Annotated in this window: 22 protein-coding genes; 21 read left to right on the top strand and 1 reads right to left on the bottom strand. The window is 67.1% G+C overall.

Going from position 1 to position 23,052, the window contains the following annotated elements; all coding sequences use genetic code 11:
* The first annotated feature begins 109 nt into the window (after nucleotides 1–109).
* The 20 genes from dacB (at nucleotide 110) to AC5RWT_RS04365 (ending at nucleotide 21,328) form a co-directional block, all read left to right on the top strand.
* The gene (gene dacB, locus AC5RWT_RS04460) at nucleotides 110–1,522 is read left to right on the top strand and encodes a D-alanyl-D-alanine carboxypeptidase/D-alanyl-D-alanine endopeptidase (RefSeq protein WP_494079302.1); all 1,413 of its coding nucleotides are present in this window, start codon (nucleotides 110–112) and stop codon (nucleotides 1,520–1,522) included.
* A 66-nt stretch (nucleotides 1,523–1,588) separates the two neighbouring features.
* Nucleotides 1,589–2,752, top strand: coding sequence for a zinc-dependent metalloprotease (locus tag AC5RWT_RS04455; RefSeq protein ID WP_494079301.1), 1,164 nt, complete (start codon nucleotides 1,589–1,591; stop codon nucleotides 2,750–2,752).
* Nucleotides 2,749–3,861: a tRNA lysidine(34) synthetase TilS gene (tilS, locus tag AC5RWT_RS04450; RefSeq protein WP_494079300.1), complete on the top strand. Its 1,113-nt coding sequence runs from the start codon at nucleotides 2,749–2,751 to the stop codon at nucleotides 3,859–3,861. The genes AC5RWT_RS04455 and tilS overlap by 4 nt, the downstream gene beginning before the upstream one ends.
* Nucleotides 3,862–3,876: 15 nt before the next feature.
* On the top strand, nucleotides 3,877–4,428 hold the full coding sequence (gene hpt, locus AC5RWT_RS04445; RefSeq protein WP_353916673.1) for a hypoxanthine phosphoribosyltransferase: 552 nt from the start codon (nucleotides 3,877–3,879) through the stop codon (nucleotides 4,426–4,428).
* Nucleotides 4,429–4,585: 157 nt separating this feature from the next.
* Nucleotides 4,586–6,631, top strand: a complete 2,046-nt coding sequence (gene ftsH / locus AC5RWT_RS04440; RefSeq protein ID WP_494043374.1) for an ATP-dependent zinc metalloprotease FtsH — start codon at nucleotides 4,586–4,588, stop codon at nucleotides 6,629–6,631.
* Between the two features lie 10 nt (nucleotides 6,632–6,641).
* Nucleotides 6,642–7,250, top strand: coding sequence for a GTP cyclohydrolase I FolE (gene folE / locus AC5RWT_RS04435; RefSeq protein WP_494079299.1), 609 nt, complete (start codon nucleotides 6,642–6,644; stop codon nucleotides 7,248–7,250).
* Nucleotides 7,251–7,276: 26 nt separating this feature from the next.
* Complete coding sequence (gene folP, locus AC5RWT_RS04430; RefSeq protein ID WP_494079298.1) at nucleotides 7,277–8,182, top strand: dihydropteroate synthase; 906 nt, start codon at nucleotides 7,277–7,279, stop codon at nucleotides 8,180–8,182.
* 8 nt (nucleotides 8,183–8,190) lie between these two features.
* Nucleotides 8,191–8,574 (top strand): dihydroneopterin aldolase, encoded by a 384-nt coding sequence (gene folB / locus AC5RWT_RS04425; protein ID WP_494043377.1) that lies wholly within the window; start codon nucleotides 8,191–8,193, stop codon nucleotides 8,572–8,574.
* Nucleotides 8,571–9,080 (top strand): 2-amino-4-hydroxy-6-hydroxymethyldihydropteridine diphosphokinase, encoded by a 510-nt coding sequence (gene folK / locus AC5RWT_RS04420; RefSeq protein ID WP_494043378.1) that lies wholly within the window; start codon nucleotides 8,571–8,573, stop codon nucleotides 9,078–9,080. The genes folB and folK overlap by 4 nt, the downstream gene beginning before the upstream one ends.
* A gap of 22 nt (nucleotides 9,081–9,102) precedes the next feature.
* Entirely contained in the window at nucleotides 9,103–9,600 is a 498-nt protein-coding gene (locus tag AC5RWT_RS04415; protein ID WP_494043379.1) for a DUF3180 domain-containing protein, read from the top strand.
* Entirely contained in the window at nucleotides 9,593–10,105 is a 513-nt protein-coding gene (locus AC5RWT_RS04410; protein ID WP_494043380.1) for a PH domain-containing protein, read from the top strand. Before AC5RWT_RS04415 ends, AC5RWT_RS04410 begins: the two co-directional genes overlap by 8 nt.
* On the top strand, nucleotides 10,102–11,802 hold the full coding sequence (locus AC5RWT_RS04405; protein ID WP_494079297.1) for a PH domain-containing protein: 1,701 nt from the start codon (nucleotides 10,102–10,104) through the stop codon (nucleotides 11,800–11,802). Before AC5RWT_RS04410 ends, AC5RWT_RS04405 begins: the two co-directional genes overlap by 4 nt.
* Nucleotides 11,786–12,703, top strand: a complete 918-nt coding sequence (locus tag AC5RWT_RS04400; protein WP_353915983.1) for a Rossmann-like and DUF2520 domain-containing protein — start codon at nucleotides 11,786–11,788, stop codon at nucleotides 12,701–12,703. Before AC5RWT_RS04405 ends, AC5RWT_RS04400 begins: the two co-directional genes overlap by 17 nt.
* Nucleotides 12,700–13,596 carry a pantoate--beta-alanine ligase gene (gene panC, locus AC5RWT_RS04395; RefSeq protein ID WP_494079296.1) on the top strand — a complete coding sequence of 299 codons (897 nt, stop codon included), beginning with the start codon at nucleotides 12,700–12,702 and terminating at the stop codon, nucleotides 13,594–13,596. Before AC5RWT_RS04400 ends, panC begins: the two co-directional genes overlap by 4 nt.
* A 62-nt stretch (nucleotides 13,597–13,658) precedes the next feature.
* The gene (gene lysS, locus AC5RWT_RS04390; protein ID WP_494079295.1) at nucleotides 13,659–15,176 is read left to right on the top strand and encodes a lysine--tRNA ligase; all 1,518 of its coding nucleotides are present in this window, start codon (nucleotides 13,659–13,661) and stop codon (nucleotides 15,174–15,176) included.
* Nucleotides 15,177–15,178: 2 nt separating this feature from the next.
* Nucleotides 15,179–15,337: a hypothetical protein gene (locus tag AC5RWT_RS04385; protein WP_494079294.1), complete on the top strand. Its 159-nt coding sequence runs from the start codon at nucleotides 15,179–15,181 to the stop codon at nucleotides 15,335–15,337.
* Between the two features lie 222 nt (nucleotides 15,338–15,559).
* A complete protein-coding gene (locus AC5RWT_RS04380; protein WP_494043384.1) occupies nucleotides 15,560–15,892 on the top strand; it encodes a histone-like nucleoid-structuring protein Lsr2 in 333 nt (110 codons plus the stop codon).
* Nucleotides 15,893–16,058: 166 nt separating this feature from the next.
* Nucleotides 16,059–18,557 (top strand): ATP-dependent Clp protease ATP-binding subunit, encoded by a 2,499-nt coding sequence (locus AC5RWT_RS04375; protein ID WP_494043385.1) that lies wholly within the window; start codon nucleotides 16,059–16,061, stop codon nucleotides 18,555–18,557.
* 131 nt (nucleotides 18,558–18,688) lie between these two features.
* Complete coding sequence (locus tag AC5RWT_RS04370) at nucleotides 18,689–20,809, top strand: prolyl oligopeptidase family serine peptidase (protein ID WP_494079293.1); 2,121 nt, start codon at nucleotides 18,689–18,691, stop codon at nucleotides 20,807–20,809.
* Between the two features lie 9 nt (nucleotides 20,810–20,818).
* Entirely contained in the window at nucleotides 20,819–21,328 is a 510-nt protein-coding gene (locus tag AC5RWT_RS04365; RefSeq protein ID WP_494043387.1) for an amino-acid N-acetyltransferase, read from the top strand.
* 37 nt (nucleotides 21,329–21,365) lie between these two features.
* Here AC5RWT_RS04365 and AC5RWT_RS04360 read toward each other — a convergent pair whose 3' ends face one another.
* The gene (locus AC5RWT_RS04360; protein ID WP_494079292.1) at nucleotides 21,366–22,334 is read right to left on the bottom strand and encodes an HhH-GPD family protein; all 969 of its coding nucleotides are present in this window, start codon (nucleotides 22,332–22,334) and stop codon (nucleotides 21,366–21,368) included.
* Between the two features lie 87 nt (nucleotides 22,335–22,421).
* Here AC5RWT_RS04360 and AC5RWT_RS04355 point away from each other — a divergent pair, with 87 nt between their 5' ends.
* The gene (locus AC5RWT_RS04355; RefSeq protein ID WP_494079291.1) at nucleotides 22,422–23,048 is read left to right on the top strand and encodes a hypothetical protein; all 627 of its coding nucleotides are present in this window, start codon (nucleotides 22,422–22,424) and stop codon (nucleotides 23,046–23,048) included.
* Nucleotides 23,049–23,052: the final 4 nt, after the last annotated feature.

Here is a 23,052-nt window from a genome sequence, read left to right as displayed (position 1 = left end):
CGTTGCCCGGCGCCGACTACGCTTAACGATATCCGTCTTGCCTTCGCCCCCCGGCATCGGGGTTGAGCCGGGGCGAAAAGCCACAATCACAATCCTCAGGAGGGGCAGCATGGGGCGTGGTTTCCGTGTGCTCACCTCAGGGCTGCTGGCCGTGGTGTTCGCCGCGCTGGCAGTGCCCGCAGGATTCAATTTGGCGCAGGCCATCGACTGGCCGGAGCCGGAGCCGGTGATCCTCACGCCGGCGGCGCAGTTGCCCCCCACCGAACTGGATCCGCCGCCGGCGGGTCCGAGCGGCACGGCGCCGCTGCCCGATCCGGCCGCGCTGAAGCCCGCGCTGGACAAGGCCTTGGCGTTCGACGGCGCCGGCAGCTTCACGGGGACGGTCACCGATGCGACCAGCGGCGAGGTGCTGTACAACAAGGGCGCCGCCGACCCGGTGATTCCGGCGTCGAACCTGAAGACGCTTACCGCCGTGGCCGCGCTGGAATCGCTCGGCGCGGACCGGCGGCTCAGCACCACTATCAAGCGCGGCAGCAACCCGGGTGTGCTGTACCTGGTGGGCGGCGGCGATGCTTTGCTCGGGGCCGGGGAATCACGGCCCGGCGCGGTCTGGGGGGAAGCCGGACTGGCAACGCTGGCTGCCCAGGCGGCCGGGAAACTGGCGGCCAGCGATTACACGGGCGAGCTGACCGTGGTGGTGGACGATTCGCTCTACTCGGGGCCGGCCATCAGCGCCGCCTGGGATCCGGGCGATGTGAAGAACGGCGAGATCGCCCCGGTCTACCCGCTGGCGCTGTATGCCGGGCGGGACCAGGCCGACGGCGGGGGTGATCTGGTGGCCGATGCGGCTTCCCTGGCCGGGGCGGCCTTCCGGGATGCGCTGGCCCAAGCCGTAGCCGGAAAGGATTTTACGGTGGCGGCCAAGGTGGACCGCGATGCGGCACCGGCGGACGGTACCGTGCTGGCCGAGGTGGAGTCCGCACCCGTCGCCGACCAGGTGGCCTACATGATGCAGAACTCGGACAACTACGTGGCGGAGGTCCTGGCACGCAACACGGCCGTTGCCGTGGGTAAGCCCGGCTCCTTCGGCGGCGGCACCGAGGCCGTGCGGGAGGCCGCCGAGCGGCTGGGCATTCCGGTGGAGGGGATGGAGTTGGCCGACGCCAGCGGGCTCTCGATGAAGAACCGGGTGAGTCCCGCACAACTGGCCGCGGCGGTCAGGTTGATCGCCACCGCCCAGGACGCGGACCTGCGGGCAGGAATCGGTTCGCTTCCGATCGCCGGCCTGACCGGCACCCTGTCCGGACGGTATGTGGGGGTCAACGCCGGCGGCGCCGGACTGGTCCGCGCCAAGACCGGCACGCTGAACTCGGTGACGTCGCTCAGCGGCTACGTGGCCAGCGCGGACGGACGGCTCCTGATTTTCGCCTTCGTGGCCAATGGACTGAACGGTTCAATCGACGCCGCCCGCACGGCCGCGGACCGGGCCGCCACCGTGCTGGCCGGCTGCGGTTGCCGCTGACCGGGCACCGATCCGAGAGACGGCCGGTAGTGACCGGCTCGGCGCTGATGTGATCTGATGGAACGCATGGACAGCAGCGCACCCACCCCCAGTGAATCCGGCGCCTCATCAGGCCCGCCCCCGCGTCTGGTCAACTGGGAACTGGCCGCCTCCACGGCAGCCAAACTGACCCCGGCCGGCCCTCGGATGAAGGGCGCGGAAATCCGTGCTGCCGTGGAAGAGCTGCGCCGGCTTGCCGAGGAATCGGTAGACCACGTGCACCGCATCACCGGTCTCGACGCCGCCCGCGACCTCCGCGATTCCGAGGTGCTGATCATCGACCGCGCGGCCTGGTCAAAGGCCAACGCCCGCAGCTTTGAGGTCATGCTGGCCCCGGCCCTCACTGCGCTCGCCGAGAAACGCCCGGACCAGCTCAAGAGCGCCACCACCGCCGTGGGCAGCGCGCTTACCGGCACCCAGATGGGCGCCATCCTCTCCTTCTTGTCCAGCAAGGTGCTGGGCCAGTACGACCCGTTCTGCTCGCTGCTGCCCGGCGGCCCGGCGGCCGGCCGGTTGATGCTGGTGGCGCCCAACATCGTGACCGTGGAACGCGAACTGAACGTGGTGCCGGCCGACTTCAGGTTGTGGGTCTGCCTGCACGAGCAGACGCACCGGGTGCAGTTCGCTGCCGCGCCCTGGCTGCGTGATCACATGATGGAGCAGATCGGCGAGCTCTCGACGTCACTGGTGGAAAAAGCGGACACCCTGGGCGAGCGGCTGCAGCAGGCCGTCAAGGCCGCCGTGGCCGCGACCAAGGACAGCGGGAAGGACGACGGCGGAGCGCCGGGTTCTTCGCTCAAGGGTTCCCTCCTGGAACTGATCCAGGGCCCGGAGGAGAAAGCGGTCTTCTCGCACCTGACGGCCGTGATGAGCCTGCTGGAGGGCCACGCCAACGTGGTGATGGATGCGGTGGATTCCTCCATCGTTCCGACGGTGAAAACCATCCGCCAACGGTTCAACGCCCGTGGCCAGAGCCGCGGCGCGCTGGAGAACTGGGTCCGCAAGCTCATGGGTCTGGACGCCAAGGCGCGGCAGTACTCCGACGGCGCCAAGTTCGTCCGCGCCGTGACCCGGCAGGTCGGCATGGAAGGCTTCAACGCCGTGTGGGAGCGTCCGGAAAATCTGCCCACCGAGGAAGAGATCCACCATCCAGACCTGTGGATCAGCCGCATGGACCTCAGCCGCGCATGAGCGGTGTGGCAGCGGGCCGGCGCAAGCCCCGGCTCCATCCGCGCGTGGGGTCCGTCCGGCACCAGTTGCGCCAGGTGCTGGAAGAGTTTGGGCCGGCACCGGCCGCCGCGGACTCCGCCGAAGCGCCGCTGTTGCTGGTGGCCTGCAGCGGCGGGCCGGATTCGCTGGCCTTGGCCATCACCGCCGAATTCTTCAACCGTCCCGCGCGCAACGGCATCCGTCCCTATCGGGTGGGGGCCGTCGTCGTCGACCATGGATTGCAGGCAGGCAGTGCCGAGGTGGCTGAGGGGGCGCGGCTGCAGCTCGAATCGCTGGGCCTGGCGCCTATCCAGGTGCGCCGCGTGCGCGTGGAATCCGCCGGGATGGGGCCGGAGGCCGCCGCCCGGACGGCGCGCTACGCAGCCCTGGACGCTGCGGCGGCGGAATTCGGCGCGGCCGCGGTTCTGCTGGGGCACACCCTGGACGACCAGGCAGAGCAGGTGCTGCTGGGCCTCGGGCGCGGTTCCGGCACCCGCTCACTGGCCGGCATGCCGGTGAAGCGGGGCCAGTACCTGCGTCCGTTCCTGGCGCTGCGCCGGCGGGACACCGAGGAAGTCTGCGCCCTGGCCGGACTGCAACCCTGGCACGACCCCAGCAACACGGATCCGCGCTTCATGCGCTCGCGTATCCGGACCCGGGTGATGCCGTTCCTGGAAGACGAAATGGGCCCCGGCGTGGCAGAGGCGCTGTGGCGTTCGGCTCAGATCCTGGCCGCGGATGCGGAGTACTTGCAGGAGCAGGCGGCCGAAGAATACCGCCGCGTGAGGCTCGTGACGCCGGACGGAGTGGAGTTGCGGCGCGACGGCATTGAACGGCTCCCGGCCGCCATGAAGCACCGCGTAATCGCCTTGGCCGCCGCGGAGTTGGGCGGCGAGAATCCCAGCTACGAACGGCTGCAAGCGGCCGAAACGCTGCTGCGCCGCCACGGTTCGGCCGGCCCCGTCCAGTTGGCCGGATTCGTCAGCGTCTACCGGCGGACGAATGCCAATACGGTTCCCCAAGATGGCACCGGCTATGGCAATCTTGTGTTGAGAGCAACTGGCCGCAGCCCCGGTCAGTCAGACCGCTAGACCCGGGAGCAAGTGGTGGATTCCAACGACGTCCAGGCAGACCTCAAGCACGTCCTCTACACCAAGGAGCAGATCCAGCAGCGCGTTGCCGAGCTGGCTGCCCAGATCGATAAGGATTATGAAGGACGCGATCTGCTGATCGTCGGCGTCCTCAAGGGCGCGGTGATGGTCATGGCAGACCTGGCGCGGGCCCTGCACAGCCACGTCAAGATGGACTGGATGGCCGTCTCCTCCTACGGCTCCGGCACCCAGTCCTCGGGCGTGGTGCGGATCCTGAAGGACCTGGAGACGGACCTGATGGGCAAGCATGTGCTCATCGTGGAGGACATCATCGACTCCGGCCTCACGCTGTCCTGGCTGAAGACCAACCTGATTTCCCGCGGTCCGGCCAGCGTGGAAATCTGCACGCTGCTGCGTAAACCCGACGCCGCCAAGGTGGAGATCGACGTCAAATACGTCGGCTACGAGATCCCGAACGAGTTCGTCGTGGGCTACGGGCTGGACTACGCCGAGCGCTACCGCAACCTGGACTTCATCGGCACGCTGGCGCCGCACATTTACGAATAACCGCTGCACCGTCTACTGAAGGCCACGCTACGCCGAGAGGGAACTTATCGGCTCCGCCGAGCGTGAATGAAGACGGACGGTGTATAGCTGTAGTAGCCCACCGGGCTGCCATCACGCGCGGACAAGCAGGAGGGACGGGCGCAAGCCCCCAAGTCGCATGAAATTGAAGAACCTTTTCAAGGGACCAATCATCTGGATTGTCCTGGTCTTGGTCATCCTCCTGATCGCCGTGCCAAACCTGGCCGGTCCGCAGTCCTCGCGGGTGGACACCAGTGTGGGACTTTCGCTGCTGCAGGACAAGAAGGCGGAACAAGCCCGGATTAACGACGGCGCGCAGAGCGTCGACCTGACGCTGCGCGACGACCTGGTCATCGACGGCGCCAACAAGGGCAAGTCGGTCACCTTCTTCTACAGCCGCGACCGCGGCCCGGATATCGTGGACGCAATCAACGCCTCCGGGGTGGACAACTTCACCGACCAGCCGGTGGAAAACAACTGGTTCATGAGCTTCATCAGCCTGATCCTGCCCATCCTGATCATCGGCCTGATCTTCTGGTTCCTGCTGTCGCGGATGCAGGGCGGCGGCTCTAAGGTCATGCAGTTCGGCAAGTCCAAGGCCAAGCTGATCTCCAAGGACATGCCGCAGGTGACCTTTGCCGACGTCGCCGGCGCGGACGAAGCCGTCGAGGAACTGCACGAAATCAAGGAGTTCCTCTCCGAACCAGCCAAATTCCAGGCCGTGGGGGCCAAGATCCCCAAGGGCGTGCTGCTCTACGGTCCGCCCGGAACCGGCAAGACCCTGCTGGCACGCGCCGTGGCCGGCGAGGCCGGGGCACCGTTCTTCTCCATCTCCGGTTCGGACTTTGTGGAGATGTTCGTGGGCGTCGGTGCCTCCCGTGTCCGTGATTTGTTCGAGCAGGCCAAGGCCAACGCGCCAGCCATCATCTTCGTGGATGAGATCGACGCCGTAGGCCGGCACCGCGGTGCCGGCGTGGGCGGCGGCAACGACGAACGCGAGCAGACGCTGAACCAGTTGCTGGTGGAGATGGACGGCTTCGACGTCAAGACCAACGTCATCCTGATCGCCGCCACCAACCGCCCGGACGTGCTGGACCCGGCGTTGCTGCGCCCGGGCCGCTTCGACCGGCAGATTTCCGTGGAGGCCCCGGATCTTGAGGGCCGCCACCAGATCCTCCAGGTGCACGCGGCCGGCAAGCCCATGGCCCCCGGCGTGGACCTGCGGTCGCTGGCCAAGCGTGCGCCCGGATTCACCGGCGCCGACCTGGCCAACGTGCTCAACGAGGCCGCACTGTTGACCGCCCGCTCCAACGCCCAGCTGATCGACGACCGGGCGCTGGACGAAGCCATCGACCGTGTGATGGCCGGCCCGCAGAAGCGCTCGCGCGTGATGAAGGAGCACGAGCGCAAGATCACCGCTTACCACGAAGGCGGCCACGCGCTGGTTGCCGCCGCGCTGCGCTACTCCGCGCCGGTCACCAAGGTCACCATCCTGCCCCGCGGCCGGGCCCTGGGCTACACCATGGTGGTGCCGGAGGATGACAAGTACTCGGTGACCCGCAACGAGCTGCTGGACCAGTTGGCCTACGCCATGGGCGGCCGGGTGGCCGAGGAGATTGTCTTCCATGATCCGTCCACCGGCGCCTCGAACGACATTGAGAAGGCCACCGGCACCGCCCGCCAGATGGTCACCCAGTACGGCATGAGCGAACGCGTGGGTGCCGTGAAGCTGGGCCAGGGCGGCGGCGAGCCGTTCCTGGGTCGGGACATGTCGCATGAGCGCAACTACTCCGACCACGTGGCGTTCGTGGTGGACGAGGAAGTTCGCCGGCTGATCGACGACGCCCACGACGAGGCCTACGCGATCCTGACCGAAAACCGCGACGTGCTGGACCGGCTGGCCCTTGCCCTGCTGGAGCGCGAGACGCTGAACCAGCGTGAGATCGCCGAGATCTTCCATGACCTGCGCCGCCGCGACCTGCGCGATGTGTGGCTGTCCAAGGAGACCCGGCCGGTCCATGACATTCCGCCCGTCGTTTCGCGGCGCGAGCGGGAAGCCGCCGCCGCCGCCAACGGCCAGCAGGAAGAAGAAAGCCATGCGGCCGTGATTGTGGATCCGAACCCGGCCGGCGGAGAGCTACCGGAGGACGACGGCCGCGGCGGCGTTTTGGGCACCAGCGGCTAGGATCGCATACGTGACCGAATACGATGACGTCGTTGCCGAACTGGATTTCGACCCGCAGATCGACCTGCCCAGGATCGAAAAGGCGGTGCGCGAGATCCTGATCGCCGTCGGCGAAGATCCGGACCGCGAGGGCCTGCAGGACACCCCGCAGCGGGTTGCCCGTTCGTATGCGGAGGTCTTTGCCGGATTGCACCAGGATCCGGCGGACATCCTCGGCACCACGTTCGATATCAACCATGAAGAAATGGTGCTGGTCAAGGACATCCCGTTCTATTCGACCTGTGAGCACCATCTGGTGCCGTTCCACGGGACCGCGCATATTGGCTACATTCCGTCGCATGACGGTAAGGTGACCGGGCTGAGCAAGCTGGCCCGCCTGGTGGAGATCTACGCGCGCCGGCCGCAGGTGCAAGAACGCCTCACCACACAGATCGTGGAGGCGCTGGTCAAGTACTTGGAACCCAAGGGCGCGATCGTCGTCATCGAATGCGAGCACATGTGCATGTCCATGCGCGGAGTGCGCAAGCCGGGGGCCAAGACGGTCACCTCGGCCGTGCGCGGCCAGTTGCGCGAACAGGCCACCCGGGCCGAGGCCATGAGCCTGATCATTGGACGATAGCGAAGAGATAGAGACGGTAGAACTAGATGGATTCACTCGCCGCAGTCCCCGGAACCGGGCCCGCCACCTCGCCCCTGCCCGTGCTGCGCAAGGCACGCGTACCGAAGAAGTTTGCGGAGCTGCCCACCGACCGGGCCATCGTTATGGCCATTTTGAACGTCACGCCGGATTCGTTCAGCGACGGCGGTGAGCACGCCAACCGGGAAGCGGCGATCGCCTACGGGCTGAAGCTGCTCTACGGCGGTGCCGACATCATTGACGTGGGCGGGGAATCCACCCGCCCGGACGCCGATTCGATCACTCCGGCAGAAGAGCAGAAGCGCATTCTTCCGGTCATCGAGGCACTGGCCAAGGCCGGCGCCCTGATCAGCGTGGACACCATGCACGTGGACACCGCCGCGAAGGCGCTGGATGCCGGCGCAGCCATTATCAACGATGTGTCCGGCATGACCTTCGACCCTGACATGCCGGCGCTGGTGGCGGAGCGCAAGGTCCCCTACATCCTGATGCACCGGCGCGGCGATGCCCGCCATGCGGATCCGAAGGCGGAATATCAGGACGTGGTGGCCGAGGTCCTCGCGGAACTGACGGAACTGCGCGACAAGTTCGTCGCTGCCGGCGTTGCACCGGAGCAGATCATTCTGGATCCGGGCCTGGGCTTCTCCAAGAATGCCGAGCACAACTGGGAACTGCTGCGCGCCACCGGGCAGTTTGCCCAGCTGGGACACAAACTGCTGGTCGGTGCTTCCCGCAAGCGGTTCCTCGGGTCGTTGCTGACCACCGCAGGCAAGGCCGCCGCGCCCAAGGAACGCGACGAGGCCACGCTGGCGGTCTCCGCGCTGGCCGCGGCCAACGGCGCCTGGGGCGTGCGCGTGCACGACGCCGGTGCCTCCCTTGACGCTGTCAAGGTCGCCGCCGCCTGGGCCAAGTAGGGCGGGCCATGGCGGCAGGACAACCGGCGCGCCCGGACATCATCAAGCTCACCGGCATCTCCGCCGTGGGCTACCACGGCGTGCTGGAACAAGAGCGCCATGACGGACAGCGGTTCATCGTGGACGTCGCGTTGCACACGGACATCCGGCCCGCGGCGGCAGGCGACGACCTGACGAAGACCGCCAACTACGCCGAGCTCGCGGATCAGGTGGAAGCGATCATCACCGGCGAGGCGCTGCAGCTGATCGAAACACTGGCCGAGCGGATTGCGGACCACGTGCTGCGCACGTTCTCCGTGGCGGCCGTCGAGGTGACCGTGCACAAACCCCACGCGCCCATCCAGGTGGAGTTTTCCGACGTCACGGTCAGCATCTACCGGGAGAAGCCATGAGCGTGCGCGCCGTACTGGCGCTGGGCAGCAACCTCGGCGAACGCAGCGACACGCTCTCGCACGCCGTGGCAGACCTGGTGGACACGCCCCATGTGCGGCTCCGCGAAGTCTCGGCGGTGGTGCAGACCAAGCCGGTGGGCGGTCCCGAGGACCAGCCGGATTATCTGAACATGGTGCTGGAAGTGGAGACCGACCTGGATCCGCACCAGCTGCTGGCCCATTGCCAGGCGGTGGAGAACAAGCACCACCGCACCCGCGAAGTGCGCTGGGGCCCGCGGACACTGGACGTGGACATCATCACGTACGGCGACCTGACCCTGAACGATGATGACCTGATCATCCCGCACCCGCGGGCGCACGAACGCGCCTTCGTCCTGGCGCCCTGGGCTTGGATGGACTCGAACGCCACGCTCAACGGGGTCCCGGTGGGCGAACTGGCGAAGGCTGCCGGGGACCTGGACGGCGTAGAGCCCTACGAAGCCGAACCGTTCGAAGCCGGGCAGTAGTGTCCGGCGTGGTGGGGGCTTCGTGAGGACCATTAGGTACCGCGTCCTGGCGGCCATCGCCGTCGTCACAGCGGTGCTGGGATGGCTGGGCAACCAGGTCACCGAGCGCAACGGGCTGCCGGTGCCGTTCCTGCATCTCTCCTCGCTGGTCACGATGGCGGCCATCGCCGTGTTCACGCTGGTGCTGGGCCTGAAGGTGCGCCGCTGGCGCAACGGCAAACGGGACAAGGAACTGAATCCGGTGCTGGCGGCCCGCACGCTGGTGTTGGCCCAGGCCTGCGCCTACGCCGGGTCGCTGATCTTCGGCTGGCACGCCGGCATCCTGCTGGACCAGCTCATCCTGCTTCTCTACCGGCCCGGCCTCGGCGAGCTGCCGGCCGTGCTGGCTATGATGGGCGGTGGCCTGATCATGGTGGTGATAGGGCTGGTGGTGGAGCATTTCTGCAAGCTCCCGCCCGAAGACACCGAGGCGGCCAAGGACAACGGGACCGAGGCCCAAGGCGAGGGGGAGTATGCCTAGCGAAGCGATCGACCCGACCGGCATCAGCTGGATCCGGGTCTCGCCCAAGTACATCACCGTGGAACTGATCAGCTGGGCGATCGTCACCGTGGTTGCACTCGCCGTCCTGTCCGTTCCGCTGGTCCTGCTGCTGGCGGGCGTGTGGCCCGATTTCCCGGCCTGGCTCGCCTGGCTGCTGAGCGTGGGCACCCTCGTGGTCCGCATCTGGATCGGACTGCTAATCCCGCGCCAAGTCAGGGCCATCGGCTACGCCGAACGGGACGAAGACCTGCTGATCAGGCGCGGTCTGTTTTTCCAGCGCGTGATGGTGGTGCCCTACGGCAGGATGCAGTACGTGGATGTGGGCGTGGGCCCGCTTCAGCGCGCCTTCGGCCTGTGCTCGGTCAAGCTGCACACGGCCAGCCCGCAGACCAATGCCAGCATTCCCGGAGTGCCGGCGGCAGAAGGCGCCCGGCTGCGCGAACAGCTCTCCGACCGCGGACAGGCAAGGCTGGCCGGGCTATGACCATTCCCGGCAGCACCGGGCAAGACCCGCTGCACGGGCAGGATCCGCTGCACGGGCGGGGACCGGATGCGTCCGGCGAGGTGGTGCCGGCCTCCCAGGGGGTGCCGGTCACCCCTGACACCACCGGCACCTGGCACCGGGTGCATCCCATTTCGCCGCTGGTCCGTGGCTGGATCGCGCTGGCCGCCATCGCCTACTTCTTTGGCCGCGACTGGTTCGAGGCCGTGTTCCGCGGCGACGAATTCTGGGGGCTGACCGGCGGCCGCGCGGTCTGGACCGTGCTGATCGTGGCCGTGGTCGTCCTGCTGCTGGTGGCCGGCTTCTTCCTGTCCTGGTGGTATACCCGCTACCAAGTGACCGAAGGCCACGTCCGCGTGAACTCCGGCGTCCTGTTCCGCCAGCACCGCCAGGCCCGGCTTGACCGGGTGCAGGCGATCGACGTCATCCAGCCCCTGCTGGCGCGGATCTTCGGCCTGGCGGAACTCAAGTTCGAGGTGGCCGACGCCGGCGAGTCCGCCGTGCGGCTGGCGTACCTTCCGCTGGCCGCGGCGCAGGAACTTCGGGCCACCATCCTGGCCCGGGCCGCCGGGCTGACCAGTGAACCGGGCCATGCCCAGGAACCGGTTCCCGAGGCCCCCGAACAGCAGATCCTGGCCGTGCCGGGCAGTCGCATCGTCGGCGCGGCTCTGCTCTCCGGCACCACCGTGTTCCTTGCCATCATGCTGATCGCGGCGGGGCTGTCCACCTTTTTGTTCGATGCAGCGTTCGGCCCGGCCCTGCTGGTGCCCGCCGCGTTCGGTGTCGCCGCCGGCTACTGGTCAACCTTCAGCACCGGCTACAACTTCCGCGCCGCGGTATCCCCGGACGGCATCCGGCTGCGTTACGGGCTGCTGGAGACCCGTGCGCAAACCGTTCCGCCGGGCCGGGTGCAGGCGGTGGAAATCATGCAGTCGCCGCTCTGGCGCTTCAAGGGCTGGTACCGGATGCGCGTCAACGTGGCCGGCTACGGTGTGAGCACGGAGAACTCCGGTGCCCGCACCACGTTGTTGCCGGTTGGTACGCAGCAGGAAGTCATGCAGATGCTGGCCCTGGTGCTCCCGGATCCGGGCACGGAGGATCCGTTCACCGTCTTCACCGCGGGCCTGGACGGGATCGCAGCCACGGACCAGAACGACGGCGGCGCCTCCGACGGCGGCTTTGTTACCTCGCCGCGGCGCGTCCGCTGGCTCTCCTGGCTGACCTGGCGGCGCAACGGCTTTGCCGTCACGGGCACCGCGTTGCTGGCCCGCAGCGGCCGGCTGTGGCGCAGCCTCGCCGTGGTGCCGCACGAGCGGACCCAATCCATCGCGCTGCACCAAGGTCCGTTGGCCCGGCGCCTGCGGGTGGCCGACCTGCGGCTGCACACCACCGCCGGGCCGGTCACGCCGGTGGTCTACCAGATCGACGCCGACACGGCCCGCCGGCTCTTCGACGAACAGGCGGCCCGGGCGGCCGCGGCCAGGCGCCGCAGTCTTCCCGAGCGCTGGCTCGAAGCCAGACCCGAAGCCACGCCCGAACCTAGACCCGAAGCCACGCCCGAATCCAGTAGCGGACTGGAACCCGAGGCAGCCACCGAGCGCCCTGACGGCCAGCACGGTCCGCAGCAGCAGGACGGACCCCAACCGGAACAGGAGAGCCGCAATGGCGGGCAGCACTAGGCCCGGACGGCTGGGCATTGGCGTGATCGGTGCCGGCAAGGTGGGAGCCGTGCTCGGCGCCGCGCTGCGCGGAGTCGGGCATGCCGTCGTCGGCGTTTCCGCAGTGTCAGAGGACAGCAAGGAGCGGGCGGAGAATTTGCTGCCCGGCGTACCGGTACTGCAGATCCCGGAGATCGTTGAACGGGCCGAACTGGTCCTGCTGGCGGTACCGGATGATGCGCTGCCGGAACTGGTGGACGGCTTGGCCGCGGCCGGGGTCTGGCAGCCGGGCCAATTGGTGGTGCATACCTCCGGACGCTTCGGCACCGGCGTGCTCGCCCCGGCACGGGCGAAAGGAGCCATCCCGCTGGCCATCCACCCCGCGATGACCTTTACCGGCATGAGCCTTGACCTGGCCCGGTTGAACGACTGCAGCTTCGGCGTGACCGCCGAAGCCCCGGTCCTGCCGATAGCGCAGGCGCTGGTGGTGGAGATGGGCGGCGAACCGGTGGTCATCGCCGAGCAGGACCGCACGCTCTACCACGCCGCCTTGGCGCATGCCTCGAACCACCTGGTGACCATTGCGGCGCAGTCCGCCCAACTGCTGGCCGAAGCCGGCGTGGAACAGCCGGAGCGTGTGCTCAGCGCCCTGATGCGGGCATCCCTGGAGAACGCGCTGGCCTCAGGTGAATCGGCGCTGACCGGGCCGGTGGCGCGAGGCGATGCCGGTACGGTCCGCAGCCATCATGAAGCGCTGCTGCGCCGCGAAGTGGATTCGGGCAGCACCGACATCCGCCTGGCCTACGAAGAACTGGCCCGCGCCACGGCCCAGCGCGCAGTGGAACGGGGCATGCTGAAAGAAGCGCAGGCCACCGAAATCCTTGACATCCTGGCCCAATCCAAACCGGAGGAGAACCCGTGACCCGTCCGCGCCTTGTGAACACCGCAGCCGAGCTGAAGGATGCCACCAGCGGGCTCCTGGCCGAGGCGGGAGCGAGCGGCCGGCCGTCGCTGGGGCTGGTGCTGACCATGGGGGCGCTGCACGCCGGCCATGCCGCCCTGGTGCGCGCCGCGCGGCAGGCGAGCGACGTCGTCGTGGTTTCCATTTTTGTGAATCCGCTGCAGTTCGGTGAAGAGGAGGACCTGAACCGTTACCCGCGCACGCTCGAGGCCGACCTGGACCTGCTGGCGGAGTCCGGGGCGGACGTGGTGTTTGCGCCGAGCGTGGAAGAGGTCTACCCAAACGGCGGGCCGATGGTCAGGATTACCGCCGGGGAACTCGGCGCTAAGTTCGAGGGGGCCTCCCGCCCTGGCCACTTCGACGGAGCGCTCACCGTGGTGGCCAAGCTGCTGCACTTCGGGCTGCCAACCGGCGACGCGGACTATCGGACGTTCTTCGGCCAGAAGGACGCCCAGCAACTGGTGCTGGTCAAGCGGATGGTGGCGGACCTGAACTTCCCGGTGGACGTGGTGGGGGTGCCGATTGTGCGCGACGACGACGGCCTGGCCCTCTCCAGCCGCAACCGCTTCCTCTCCGAGGCGGAGCGGGAGGCGGCGCTGGTGCTGTCCCGCAGCCTGGCATACCTGCGCGGACAGGCGGAGCGCCATGAAGCCCTGGACATCGACGGTGCCCTGGCCATGATCGAGTCGGTGCCGCTGGTCCAGCCGGACTACCTGGAAGTGGTGGACCCGAAGACCCTGGAGCCGCTGGCCTTCAACTGCCGGGAAACGCCGTTCACCGGCGAGGCCTTGGCGCTGGTCGCCGCGAAGGTCGGACCGGTGCGGCTGATCGACAACGTGCAGCTGGGTTACTGACCCGGAGGACTGACTTTGGGCGTTTGGCTGGCCCGGCCCGGGTACCGGTACCCTTAACTACCGTGACCCGCGAAAATACCCCCACCCCACATCCCGCAGCCGAGGCCGCCGACGCGTCCGAGCAGATGCACGTGCGCATGGCCAAGCGCGCCAAACTCCTGGAACGCGGTGTGGAGGCCTACCCGGTGGGTGTGGACCGGACCCATACGCTGGCCGAGGTGCGTGAAAAGTACGGTCATCTCGAGGCGGACGAAACCACCGGCGACATCGTCGGCGTGTCCGGCCGGGTGGTCTTCATCCGCAACACCGGAAAGCTGTGCTTCGCCACCTTGCAGGAAGGCAACGGCACCCGGCTGCAGGCCATGCTGAGCCTGGCGAACATCGGCGAGGAAGCGCTGGCGGACTGGAAGGCGCTGGTGGACCTGGGCGACCATGTGTTCATCCGTGGCGAAGTCATCAGCTCCAAGCGCGGCGAGCTGTCCGTCATGGCCGAGTCATGGCAGATGGCCTCCAAGGCGCTGCGCCCTCTGCCCGTGCTCCATGCCGGCCTCAGCGAAGAGACCCGCGTGCGGCAGCGCTACGTGGACCTGATGGTCCGCGACGAAGCCCGGCAGATGGTGTACACCCGGGCAGCCGTGATCCGTTCCATCCGTGACACCCTGCACTCCCATGGTTATGTGGAGGTGGAGACGCCCATGCTGCAGCTGATTCACGGCGGTGCGACGGCCCGCCCCTTCGAAACGCACCTGAATGCGTTCAACCAGGACATGACGCTGCGCATCGCCACCGAGCTTTACCTCAAGCGTGCGGTGGTCGGCGGCATTGACCGGGTCTTTGAACTCGGCCGGATTTTCCGCAATGAGGGTGTGGACTCTACGCACAGCCCGGAATTCACCACGCTGGAAAGTTACGAGGCCTATGCCGACCAGTTCGTGATGGCTGACCGCATCAAGGAGATGATCCTTAATGTGGCCGACAGCCTGGGCAGCCGCGTGCTCGAAACCCCGCAGGGCACCATCGACCTGAATGGAGAATGGCGCTGGCTGGGCGTCTACCCGGGATTGTCCGAAGCGGTGGGCCGGGAAATCACCCCGGAGACGGGCGGCGGCGTCCTGCGCGAAATTGCCGACGAGCACGGCGTGAAGATCGACCCGAAGTGGGATACCCAGAAAACAGTGGTTGAGTTGTTCGGCGAAATCGTTGAGCCCACCCTGCTGCAGCCGACCTTCGTCTACGATTACCCGCCCGCGGCGCAACCGCTGGCGCGAAACCACCGCGATAAGCCGGGGCTGATTGAGGCATGGGATCTCATTATCGGCGGAATGGAACGCGGCACCGCGTTCTCCGAGCTGATTGATCCGGTGATCCAGCGCGAACGCCTGACCGAGCAGTCGCGTCTGGCAGCTGCCGGCGACGAAGAGGCCATGCAACTGGATGAAGACTTCCTGCGCGCCCTCGAATACGGCGCTCCGCCGATGGGCGGCATCGGACTGGGCATTGACCGGCTGGTGATGCTCTTCACCCAGGTCGGTATCAGGGAAACCATTCTGTTTCCGCTGCTGAAGCCGGAGGTGGGCTGAGCATGGAATATCTGTGGGTACTCGCGCCGTCGCTCGGCGTCGGACTCTTGTTCTATTTCGTGATGAAAGCCATATTCAATGCGGACCGCAAAGAACGCGAAGCATTGGCGGAGGCGGAGCGCGAGGCCGATAGGCGCTCGGCCGACGACGGCACCGAATAGCGGCGAATAACCCCGGACAATAAATCCATCGTCTGGGGTTTCTCCTTTAAGCACTACAGCGCATGTGGTTTGGCCGAGATTATTCTTATACCGATATCGTGCATGCCAGATTCTCTCGGGTTTTCCTAATCGGTCCGTATTGCCTTCAAATGGAGTGTGCGCAATAATCAATTTGGTTCGGTAATCCCGGCCAAATAGATCCACTCACTAAAGGAGCCTTCCGTGGCGCAAGAAGTAAAAATCATTCTGGTTGACGATCTGGATGGCGGCTCGGCGGATGAAACGGTCCGCTTCGGCATGGATTCCAGCAGCTACGAGATTGATCTTTCTTCAAAGAATGCCGCGGCCCTTCGCGACGCTCTTAAGCCGTTCATTTCCGCCGGTCGGAAAATCCCTTCCCGTGGCGCAAGGGCCGGCAAGCCGGCCAGCAGCACCCGCAGCCAGGATGCCTCGGCAATCCGGGCGTGGGCGCGGGACAACGGCTATAACGTCAGCGACCGCGGTCGTGTGCAGTCTGAGATCATCGAGGCCTACAAGGCCGCCCACGGGGGATAGCGGGCGGCCCGTTCCCTGACGGGCAGATCAATCTGCGGGGTGGACAGGCAACTGTCCGCCCCGTTTTGCGCTCTTCCGGCGGGGCATTACCCCTAGGGCGAACAGGCCTCCCAAGAGCCAGTCGGGCACGTAGCATCAAAGTACGCAGTAGCTAGGAGTGTGCGAGATGTTTGAGAGATTTACCGACCGTGCCCGTCGCGTTGTCGTGCTGGCTCAAGAAGAAGCCCGCATGCTCAACCACAACTACATCGGCACCGAACATATCCTCCTGGGTTTGATCCACGAGGGTGAGGGCGTTGCCGCCAAAGCACTGGAGTTCCTCGGCGTCTCCCTGAACGGCGTTCGTGAGCAGGTCCAGGAAATCATCGGCCAGGGCCAGCAGGCTCCGAGCGGTCACATTCCGTTCACGCCGCGCGCCAAGAAGGTCTTGGAGCTGTCGCTGCGCGAAGCCCTCCAGCTTGGCCACAACTACATCGGTACCGAGCACATCCTGCTGGGCCTGATCCGCGAAGGCGAAGGCGTGGCCACCCAGGTGCTGGTCAAGCTGGGTGCGGACCTGAACCGCGTGCGCCAGCAGGTCATCCAGCTGCTCTCCGGCTACCAGGGCAAGGAGCCGGTCACCGCCGGCCAGCAGCAGGAGGGCACTCCTGCCGGGTCCGTCGTGCTGGACCAGTTCGGCCGCAACCTCACCCAGGCCGCGCGTGAATCCAAGCTCGACCCGGTGATCGGGCGCGAGCACGAGATGGAACGCGTCATGCAGGTCCTCTCCCGCCGCACCAAGAACAATCCGGTGCTGATCGGCGAGCCCGGCGTCGGCAAGACGGCTGTGGTCGAGGGTCTGGCCCAGGCCATTGTCCGCGGCGACGTGCCCGAGACCATCAAGGACAAGCAGCTCTACACGCTGGACCTCGGATCACTGGTGGCCGGTTCCCGCTACCGCGGTGACTTCGAGGAGCGGCTGAAGAAGGTCCTGAAGGAAATCCGGACCCGCGGCGACATCATCCTGTTCATCGACGAGATCCACACGCTGGTCGGGGCGGGTGCGGCCGAGGGTGCAATTGACGCCGCGTCCATCCTGAAGCCCATGCTGGCCCGCGGCGAACTGCAGACCATCGGTGCCACCACGCTGGACGAGTACCGCAAGCACATCGAGAAGGACGCCGCGCTGGAGCGCCGGTTCCAGCCGATTCAGGTTGAGGAGCCGTCCGTGGAGCACGCCGTGCTGATCCTCAAGGGCCTGCGCGACCGCTACGAGGCGCACCACCGGGTCTCCATCACCGACGGCGCCCTGGATGCCGCCGCGCATCTGGCTCACCGCTATATTTCCGACCGATTCCTGCCGGACAAGGCCATCGACCTGATCGACGAGGCCGGCGCCCGGCTGCGCATCCGCCGAATGACTGCACCGCCGGAGCTCAAGGACATCGACGAGCGCATTGCCCAGCTGAAGAAGCAAAAGGAATCGGCCATCGATGCCCAGGACTTCGAGGGTGCCGCCACGTTGCGGGACCAGGAGAGCCGGCTGCAGGACGAACGGGCGGAGAAGGAACGCGCCTGGAAGTCCGGCGACCTGGATGAGATTGCCGAGGTTGACGAGGACTTGGTGGCCGAAGTGCTGGCCAACTCCACCGGCATCCCGGTGTTCAAGCTGACCGAGGAAGAGTCCAGCCGCCTCATGCACATGGAGGCCGAACTGCACAAGCGCGTGATCGGCCAGGACGAGGCGATCAAGGCCATCTCGCAGGCGATCCGGCGCACCCGCGCCGGCCTGAAGGACCCCAACCGTCCCTCCGGCTCGTTCATCTTCGCCGGCCCCACCGGCGTCGGCAAGACCGAGCTCGCCAAGGCCCTGGCGGAATTCCTCTTCGGTGAGGAAGACGCGCTGATCACCCTGGACATGTCCGAGTACTCGGAGAAGCACACCGTCTCGCGGCTGTTCGGCGCCCCTCCGGGCTACGTCGGCTACGAAGAGGGCGGGCAGCTGACCGAGAAGGTACGCCGTCGTCCGTTCTCCGTGGTGCTCTTCGACGAGGTGGAGAAGGCCCACGCGGACCTGTTCAACTCGCTGCTGCAGATCCTTGAGGACGGCCGCCTGACGGACAGCCAGGGCCGCGTCGTGGACTTCAAGAACACGGTGATCATCATGACCACCAACTTGGGCACACGGGACATCTCCAAGGGCGTCATGACCGGCTTCCAGTCGGGCACGGACACCAAGACCGGGTACGAGCGGATGCGCGCCCGGGTCCAGGATGAGCTCAAGCAGCACTTCCGGCCCGAGTTCCTCAACCGCGTTGACGACACGGTGGTCTTCCCGCAGCTGAGCGAGGAAGAGATCGTCCAGATCGTGGATCTATTCGTCGAGCGGCTGCGGAAGCGGCTGGCCGACAAGAACCTCAAGATCGAGCTGTCCGATCCGGCCAAGGTGCTGCTGGCTACCCGCGGCTACGATCCCACGATGGGTGCCCGTCCGCTGCGCCGGACCATCCAGCGGGAGATCGAGGACCAGCTCTCGGAGAAGATCCTCTTCGGCGAGTTCCACCCCGGCGAAACCATCCACGTGGACGTCGACGGCGAGGGCGAAACGGCAACGTTCGTCTTCACCAGTTCCAACGCCCCCAAGGCAATTGAGGAAGTTCCGGACACCCCGGCACTGTCTCAGTAGCCTGCACTGCGCACGGAGAACCCCGGCTTCGGCCGGGGTTCTCCGCTTAAACGTCCCGATGCAGCAGGGCGGTTGACGTTGATTTGCGCAGAAACCTGTGATCCGCAGCACAAGTAGTGTTTACTGAATCCATGAGTTCTGAAGCGATTACTTCCGATATGCGGGCGGAGGCACCCCTCCAGCAGGCTCCCGCCACCCCGTTCCGCGACCTCGACCGCTTCATCGCGCTGCCGCGGCTGGCGTCCCTGGCGCTGAGCCCGGATGGCAGCCGGCTGGTTACCTGCGTCAGCGTGTTGAACTCCGCCGCCACCGAGTACGTTTCGGCCCTCTGGGAAGTCGATCCCGCCGGTGAGCGCCCTGCCCACCGGATCACCCGCAGCTCCAAGGGCGAGTCCGGGGCAGCCTTTGCCCGCAACGGCGATCTTTTCTTCACCTCCGCCCGCCCGAATACCGATGATCCCGCTGAAGAGACGGTCCCGGCACTGTGGCGCTTGGCTGCGGCCGGAGGTGAAGGCCGGATGGTGCTGTCGCGTCCCGGCGGCGTCGCCGCGGTGCGCTGTGCCCGCGATGCAGACACCGTGGTGGTGGATGGCCAAGTCTTGAGTGGTTCCGACGGCGAAGAGGACGACGCGAACCTGCGGACCGCCCGCAAGGACAAGAAGGTTTCCGCGATCCTGCATTCGGGGTACCCGGTGCGCTTCTGGGACCACGACCTGGGCCCGGAGGAGAAACGGCACTTCGTCCTAGAGGAAGCCGCCGATGACGCAACGACAACATTGACCGTGGAAGACGAGCCGAAGGGCAGCCTGCGCAACATCACCGCCTGGGCGGGAAATGCCTTGATGGAAACCGCGGCGGAGCTCAGCCCGGACGGCACCACCCTGATGGTCAACGTCCGTCAGCCGCTACCGCGGGGAGACGCCCGCAGCGTGCTCGCCGCCGTGGACACGGCCACCGGCGAACGGCGAATCCTACTGGAAAGCCCGGACACCGACTACTCGCCCGGTCCGGTCAGCCCCGACAACCGCACCGTGGTGGTGGTCTGCGAATCCGTTTCCGGGCCGGAGACCGTTCCGTCGGTTCGCCTGGGACTGCTGCCGCTGGCCGGCGGCGAGCTGCTCCCGCTGGCCGCGGAATGGGACCGCTGGCCCCACCCGGCCGCCTGGCTGCCGGACGGTTCGGGCCTGCTGGTAACAGCCGATGACGGCGGCCGAGCTCCCTTGTTCTGCGTCGACGCCGGCACCGGCTCCGTGCGCCAACTGACGCACGACGATGCAGCGTACACCGACGTGGTGGTCAGCCCGGACGGGCGGTTCGCCTACGCGCTGCGCAGCTCCTACCTGTTCCCGCCGGAGCCGGTGCGCATCGACCTGGCCTCCGGGGAAACCACGGCGCTGCCCGCGCCTGCACCCCGTCCGGAACTGGGCGGACGGCTGGAAGAAATCACGACGACGGTGGGCGCCGACGGCGCGCAGGCCCCGGTACGCGCCTGGCTGGCGCTGCCCGACGGTGCGTCTGCGCAGAACCCTGCGCCACTGCTGCTGTGGGTGCACGGCGGCCCGCTCGGCTCATGGAATGCGTGGAGCTGGCGCTGGTGCCCGTGGCTGTTGGTGGCACAGGGCTACGCCGTGCTGCTGCCGGATCCGGCCCTCTCCACCGGCTACGGGGACGACTTCATCCGCCGGGGCTGGGGGCAGTGGGGACAGGCCCCCTTTACGGACCTGATGGCCATCACCGACGCCGCCGTGCAGCGGGACGATATCGACGGCACCCGGACGGCCGCGATGGGCGGTTCCTTCGGCGGTTACATGGCCAACTGGATTGCCGGGCATACTGACCGGTTCCGGGCCATCGTCACCCACGCCAGCCTCTGGGCACTGGACCAGTTCGGCCCGACGACTGACGTATCCCCTTACTGGGAGCGGGAGATGACCCCGGAGATGGCGCTGGAGAACTCCCCGCACTTGCATGTGCAGAACATCAACACACCGATGCTGGTGGTGCACGGGGACAAGGACTACCGGGTGCCGATCGGCGAGGGGCTGCGGCTCTGGTACGAACTCTTGTCCCGGTCGCAGCTTGCCGCGGGGGCGGACGGGGAGACGCCGCACCGGTTCCTCTACTTTTCCGACGAGAACCATTGGGTGCTCTCACCGCAGCATGCCAAGATCTGGTACTCGGTAGTCTGCAACTTCCTCGCCAGGCACGTGTTGGACCAGGAGACGGAACTGCCGGCCGAACTGGGGCTTTAGACTGACTGGGTGACCGACGCCTTCAAGATCCGCCCCGCCCGCACCTCCGACGTCGTGCAGATCCGCCGCCTCGTGAAACCGCTGGCCGACGAACGGGTGCTGCTGGAGAAGGAAGCAGTGGCGTACTTCGAAAGCATCCAGGAGTTTCGGGTCGCCGAGACGCCGGAGGGCGAAGTGGTGGGCTGTGGCGCCGTGCACGTCATGTGGGAGGACATCGCCGAGGTGCGCACGCTGGCCACCGCGGCGCACTGGCGCGGCAGGGGAGTCGGCCACGCCCTGCTGGACGAGCTCATCGGCGCGGCCAAGGATTTGGGCGTCAATCGTGTGTTCTGCCTGACCTTCGAGGTGGACTTCTTCACCCGGCATGGCTTCGAGGTGATGGCCGACCAATCGGCGGTGGATCCGGACGTCTATTCCGAACTGCTGCGATCCACCGATGAAGGTGTGGCCGAGTTCCTCGACCTGGCCCGGGTCAAACCCAATACGCTGGGCAACACCCGGATGATCCGCTCACTCTGACCGGCCGGCGCGGCTGGCCGGGTCCGGCTCCCTCTGGTCAGCCGGGAAGACTGATGCCGTCGCCTGTTGCGACGGCCAAACCGTCCGCCAGCAGCCCGTCGAGGGCCCGGCCCAGCTGTTCGTCGCCGGCCGGCAGCGCGCGCAGCGCCGCCAGAGGCCCCTGGTAGGCAGCAGGCAGGACCGCCAGTTCCATACTGCCCAGCAGGATCTCGCGCGGGACGGACGATTCCGCTTCGCGCAGGACGGCCATCATGGCGCCCCGCACCTGCCGGTCGGTGCCCGCCCAGGCCTGCCCTTTGGGTACGTAATGGGGTTCCGGACGCCCGGCGTCCACCCAGGCGCAGCGGTCCATCACCGGGCAGGCGTCGCACCGCGGCGACCTCGCCGTGCAAACGAGGGCCCCAAGTTCCATGGCGGCGGCGTTCCACTCTTTGGTGCCGCTGGTCGGCATCAGTTCACGGGCCAGGCGCATTTCGGCCGCAGTGAGCGCTGGCGCGGGGAGGGCGGCGCCGGTCACCAACCGGGCATGCACCCGGCGGATATTCGTATCCACCACTGTTTCCGGCAGCCCGAAGGCGAAGGACGCCACCGCAGCAGCCGTGTAGGTTCCGACGCCGGGAAGTTCCAGCAGGCTGGCGTGGTCGTCGGGCACCCGGCCGCCGTGCCGGTCCACGATCGCAGCTGCGGCGGCATGCAGGCGCAGCGCACGGCGGGGATACCCCAGCCGCCCCCAGGCCCGGACCGCTTCGCCGGCCGGTTCGGCGGCGAGGTCGGCCGGCCGCGGCCAGCGCTGCATCCACTGCTCCCAGACCGGCAGCACCCGGACCACAGGGGTCTGCTGCAGCATGAATTCGCTGACCAGGATGCCCCAAGGATCGCACCCCGGGCGACGCCAGGGCAGATCCCTGGCGCTGGCCGCAAACCAGTCGCGGATACGGCGGTGCAGCATGCCGGCTTCTGCCGGTTCGATGGAAGATGCCGGAGCGGCGGCGTCGGGGCGGGGCATGGAACTCCTACGATGTGACCAACCAATACTGTACTGCCCGGCGTGGTGCTGACTGCACGGGCCGATGCAGTCTCCTAACCTTGAGGTATGGCAGGCAGCGGCACATCCGGAGGGCGCGGACAGGGTTCATCCGTCCGCCGGCCCAGCCCCGCTGTCTACCGCCGCCGGCGCCTGGTTGTGCTGGTGCTGGCCGTGCTGGTGGTGGCCGTCATCGTAGCTGCCGGGTTCTGGGTCGCCAGCCTGGTGGGAGCGGGACAGGAAGAAGCCTCGGGCGAAGTGGCCGGGGCGGCAGCGCCCAGTTCCCCCGCGGCCAGCCCCGCAGCCAGTGCAGGTTGTGAGGACTCGGACGTGGTCGTGCGTGCCGAAACCGATGCTCCGGCTTACGGGAGCGGGGAGAATCCCACGCTGATTCTGGAAGTGGCGAACAAGGGCAAGAGCCCCTGTGAAGTCAACGTCGGCACCGATGCCATGGAGTTTCTGGTCACCAGCGGGGACGATCGGATTTTCTCCTCCACGGACTGCCAGGTGGACGCAGAACCGTTGATGATGACCCTTGAGCCGGGCAAGAGTGAGCAGGCGCGTTTTACGTGGGAGCGGAACCGGACCGCGCCGGGCTGTACGTCGGTAGAGGCCAACCCGCAGCCGGGCACTTACGTCCTGATCACCAAGCTGGACAAGAAGTCCAGCAAGAAGACCGTGTTCGAACTGCGTTAGTGGT

The sequence above is a fragment of the Arthrobacter sp. Dra40 genome (genome assembly GCF_059091905.1).
Note: the sequence above shows the minus strand (reverse complement) of the source record. Positions and strands in the feature narration are given on the sequence as shown.

Bases quoted from the DNA above. Each gene is read 5' to 3' on its own strand.
- folB (WP_494043377.1), top strand. From the start codon at position 8,191: ATGGCGGCAGGACAACCGGCGCGCCCGGACATCATCAAGCTCACCGGC.
- AC5RWT_RS04385 (WP_494079294.1), top strand. From the start codon at position 15,179: ATGGAATATCTGTGGGTACTCGCGCCGTCGCTCGGCGTCGGACTCTTG.
- folK (WP_494043378.1), top strand. From the start codon at position 8,571: ATGAGCGTGCGCGCCGTACTGGCGCTGGGCAGCAACCTCGGCGAACGC.
- AC5RWT_RS04355 (WP_494079291.1), top strand. From the start codon at position 22,422: ATGGCAGGCAGCGGCACATCCGGAGGGCGCGGACAGGGTTCATCCGTC.
- dacB (WP_494079302.1), top strand. From the start codon at position 110: ATGGGGCGTGGTTTCCGTGTGCTCACCTCAGGGCTGCTGGCCGTGGTG.
- ftsH (WP_494043374.1), top strand. From the start codon at position 4,586: ATGAAATTGAAGAACCTTTTCAAGGGACCAATCATCTGGATTGTCCTG.
- folP (WP_494079298.1), top strand. From the start codon at position 7,277: ATGGATTCACTCGCCGCAGTCCCCGGAACCGGGCCCGCCACCTCGCCC.
- tilS (WP_494079300.1), top strand. From the start codon at position 2,749: ATGAGCGGTGTGGCAGCGGGCCGGCGCAAGCCCCGGCTCCATCCGCGC.
- AC5RWT_RS04410 (WP_494043380.1), top strand. From the start codon at position 9,593: ATGCCTAGCGAAGCGATCGACCCGACCGGCATCAGCTGGATCCGGGTC.
- AC5RWT_RS04370 (WP_494079293.1), top strand. From the start codon at position 18,689: ATGAGTTCTGAAGCGATTACTTCCGATATGCGGGCGGAGGCACCCCTC.
- AC5RWT_RS04400 (WP_353915983.1), top strand. From the start codon at position 11,786: ATGGCGGGCAGCACTAGGCCCGGACGGCTGGGCATTGGCGTGATCGGT.
- AC5RWT_RS04455 (WP_494079301.1), top strand. From the start codon at position 1,589: ATGGACAGCAGCGCACCCACCCCCAGTGAATCCGGCGCCTCATCAGGC.
- AC5RWT_RS04360 (WP_494079292.1), bottom strand. From the start codon at position 22,334: ATGCCCCGCCCCGACGCCGCCGCTCCGGCATCTTCCATCGAACCGGCA.
- AC5RWT_RS04405 (WP_494079297.1), top strand. From the start codon at position 10,102: ATGACCATTCCCGGCAGCACCGGGCAAGACCCGCTGCACGGGCAGGAT.
- AC5RWT_RS04375 (WP_494043385.1), top strand. From the start codon at position 16,059: ATGTTTGAGAGATTTACCGACCGTGCCCGTCGCGTTGTCGTGCTGGCT.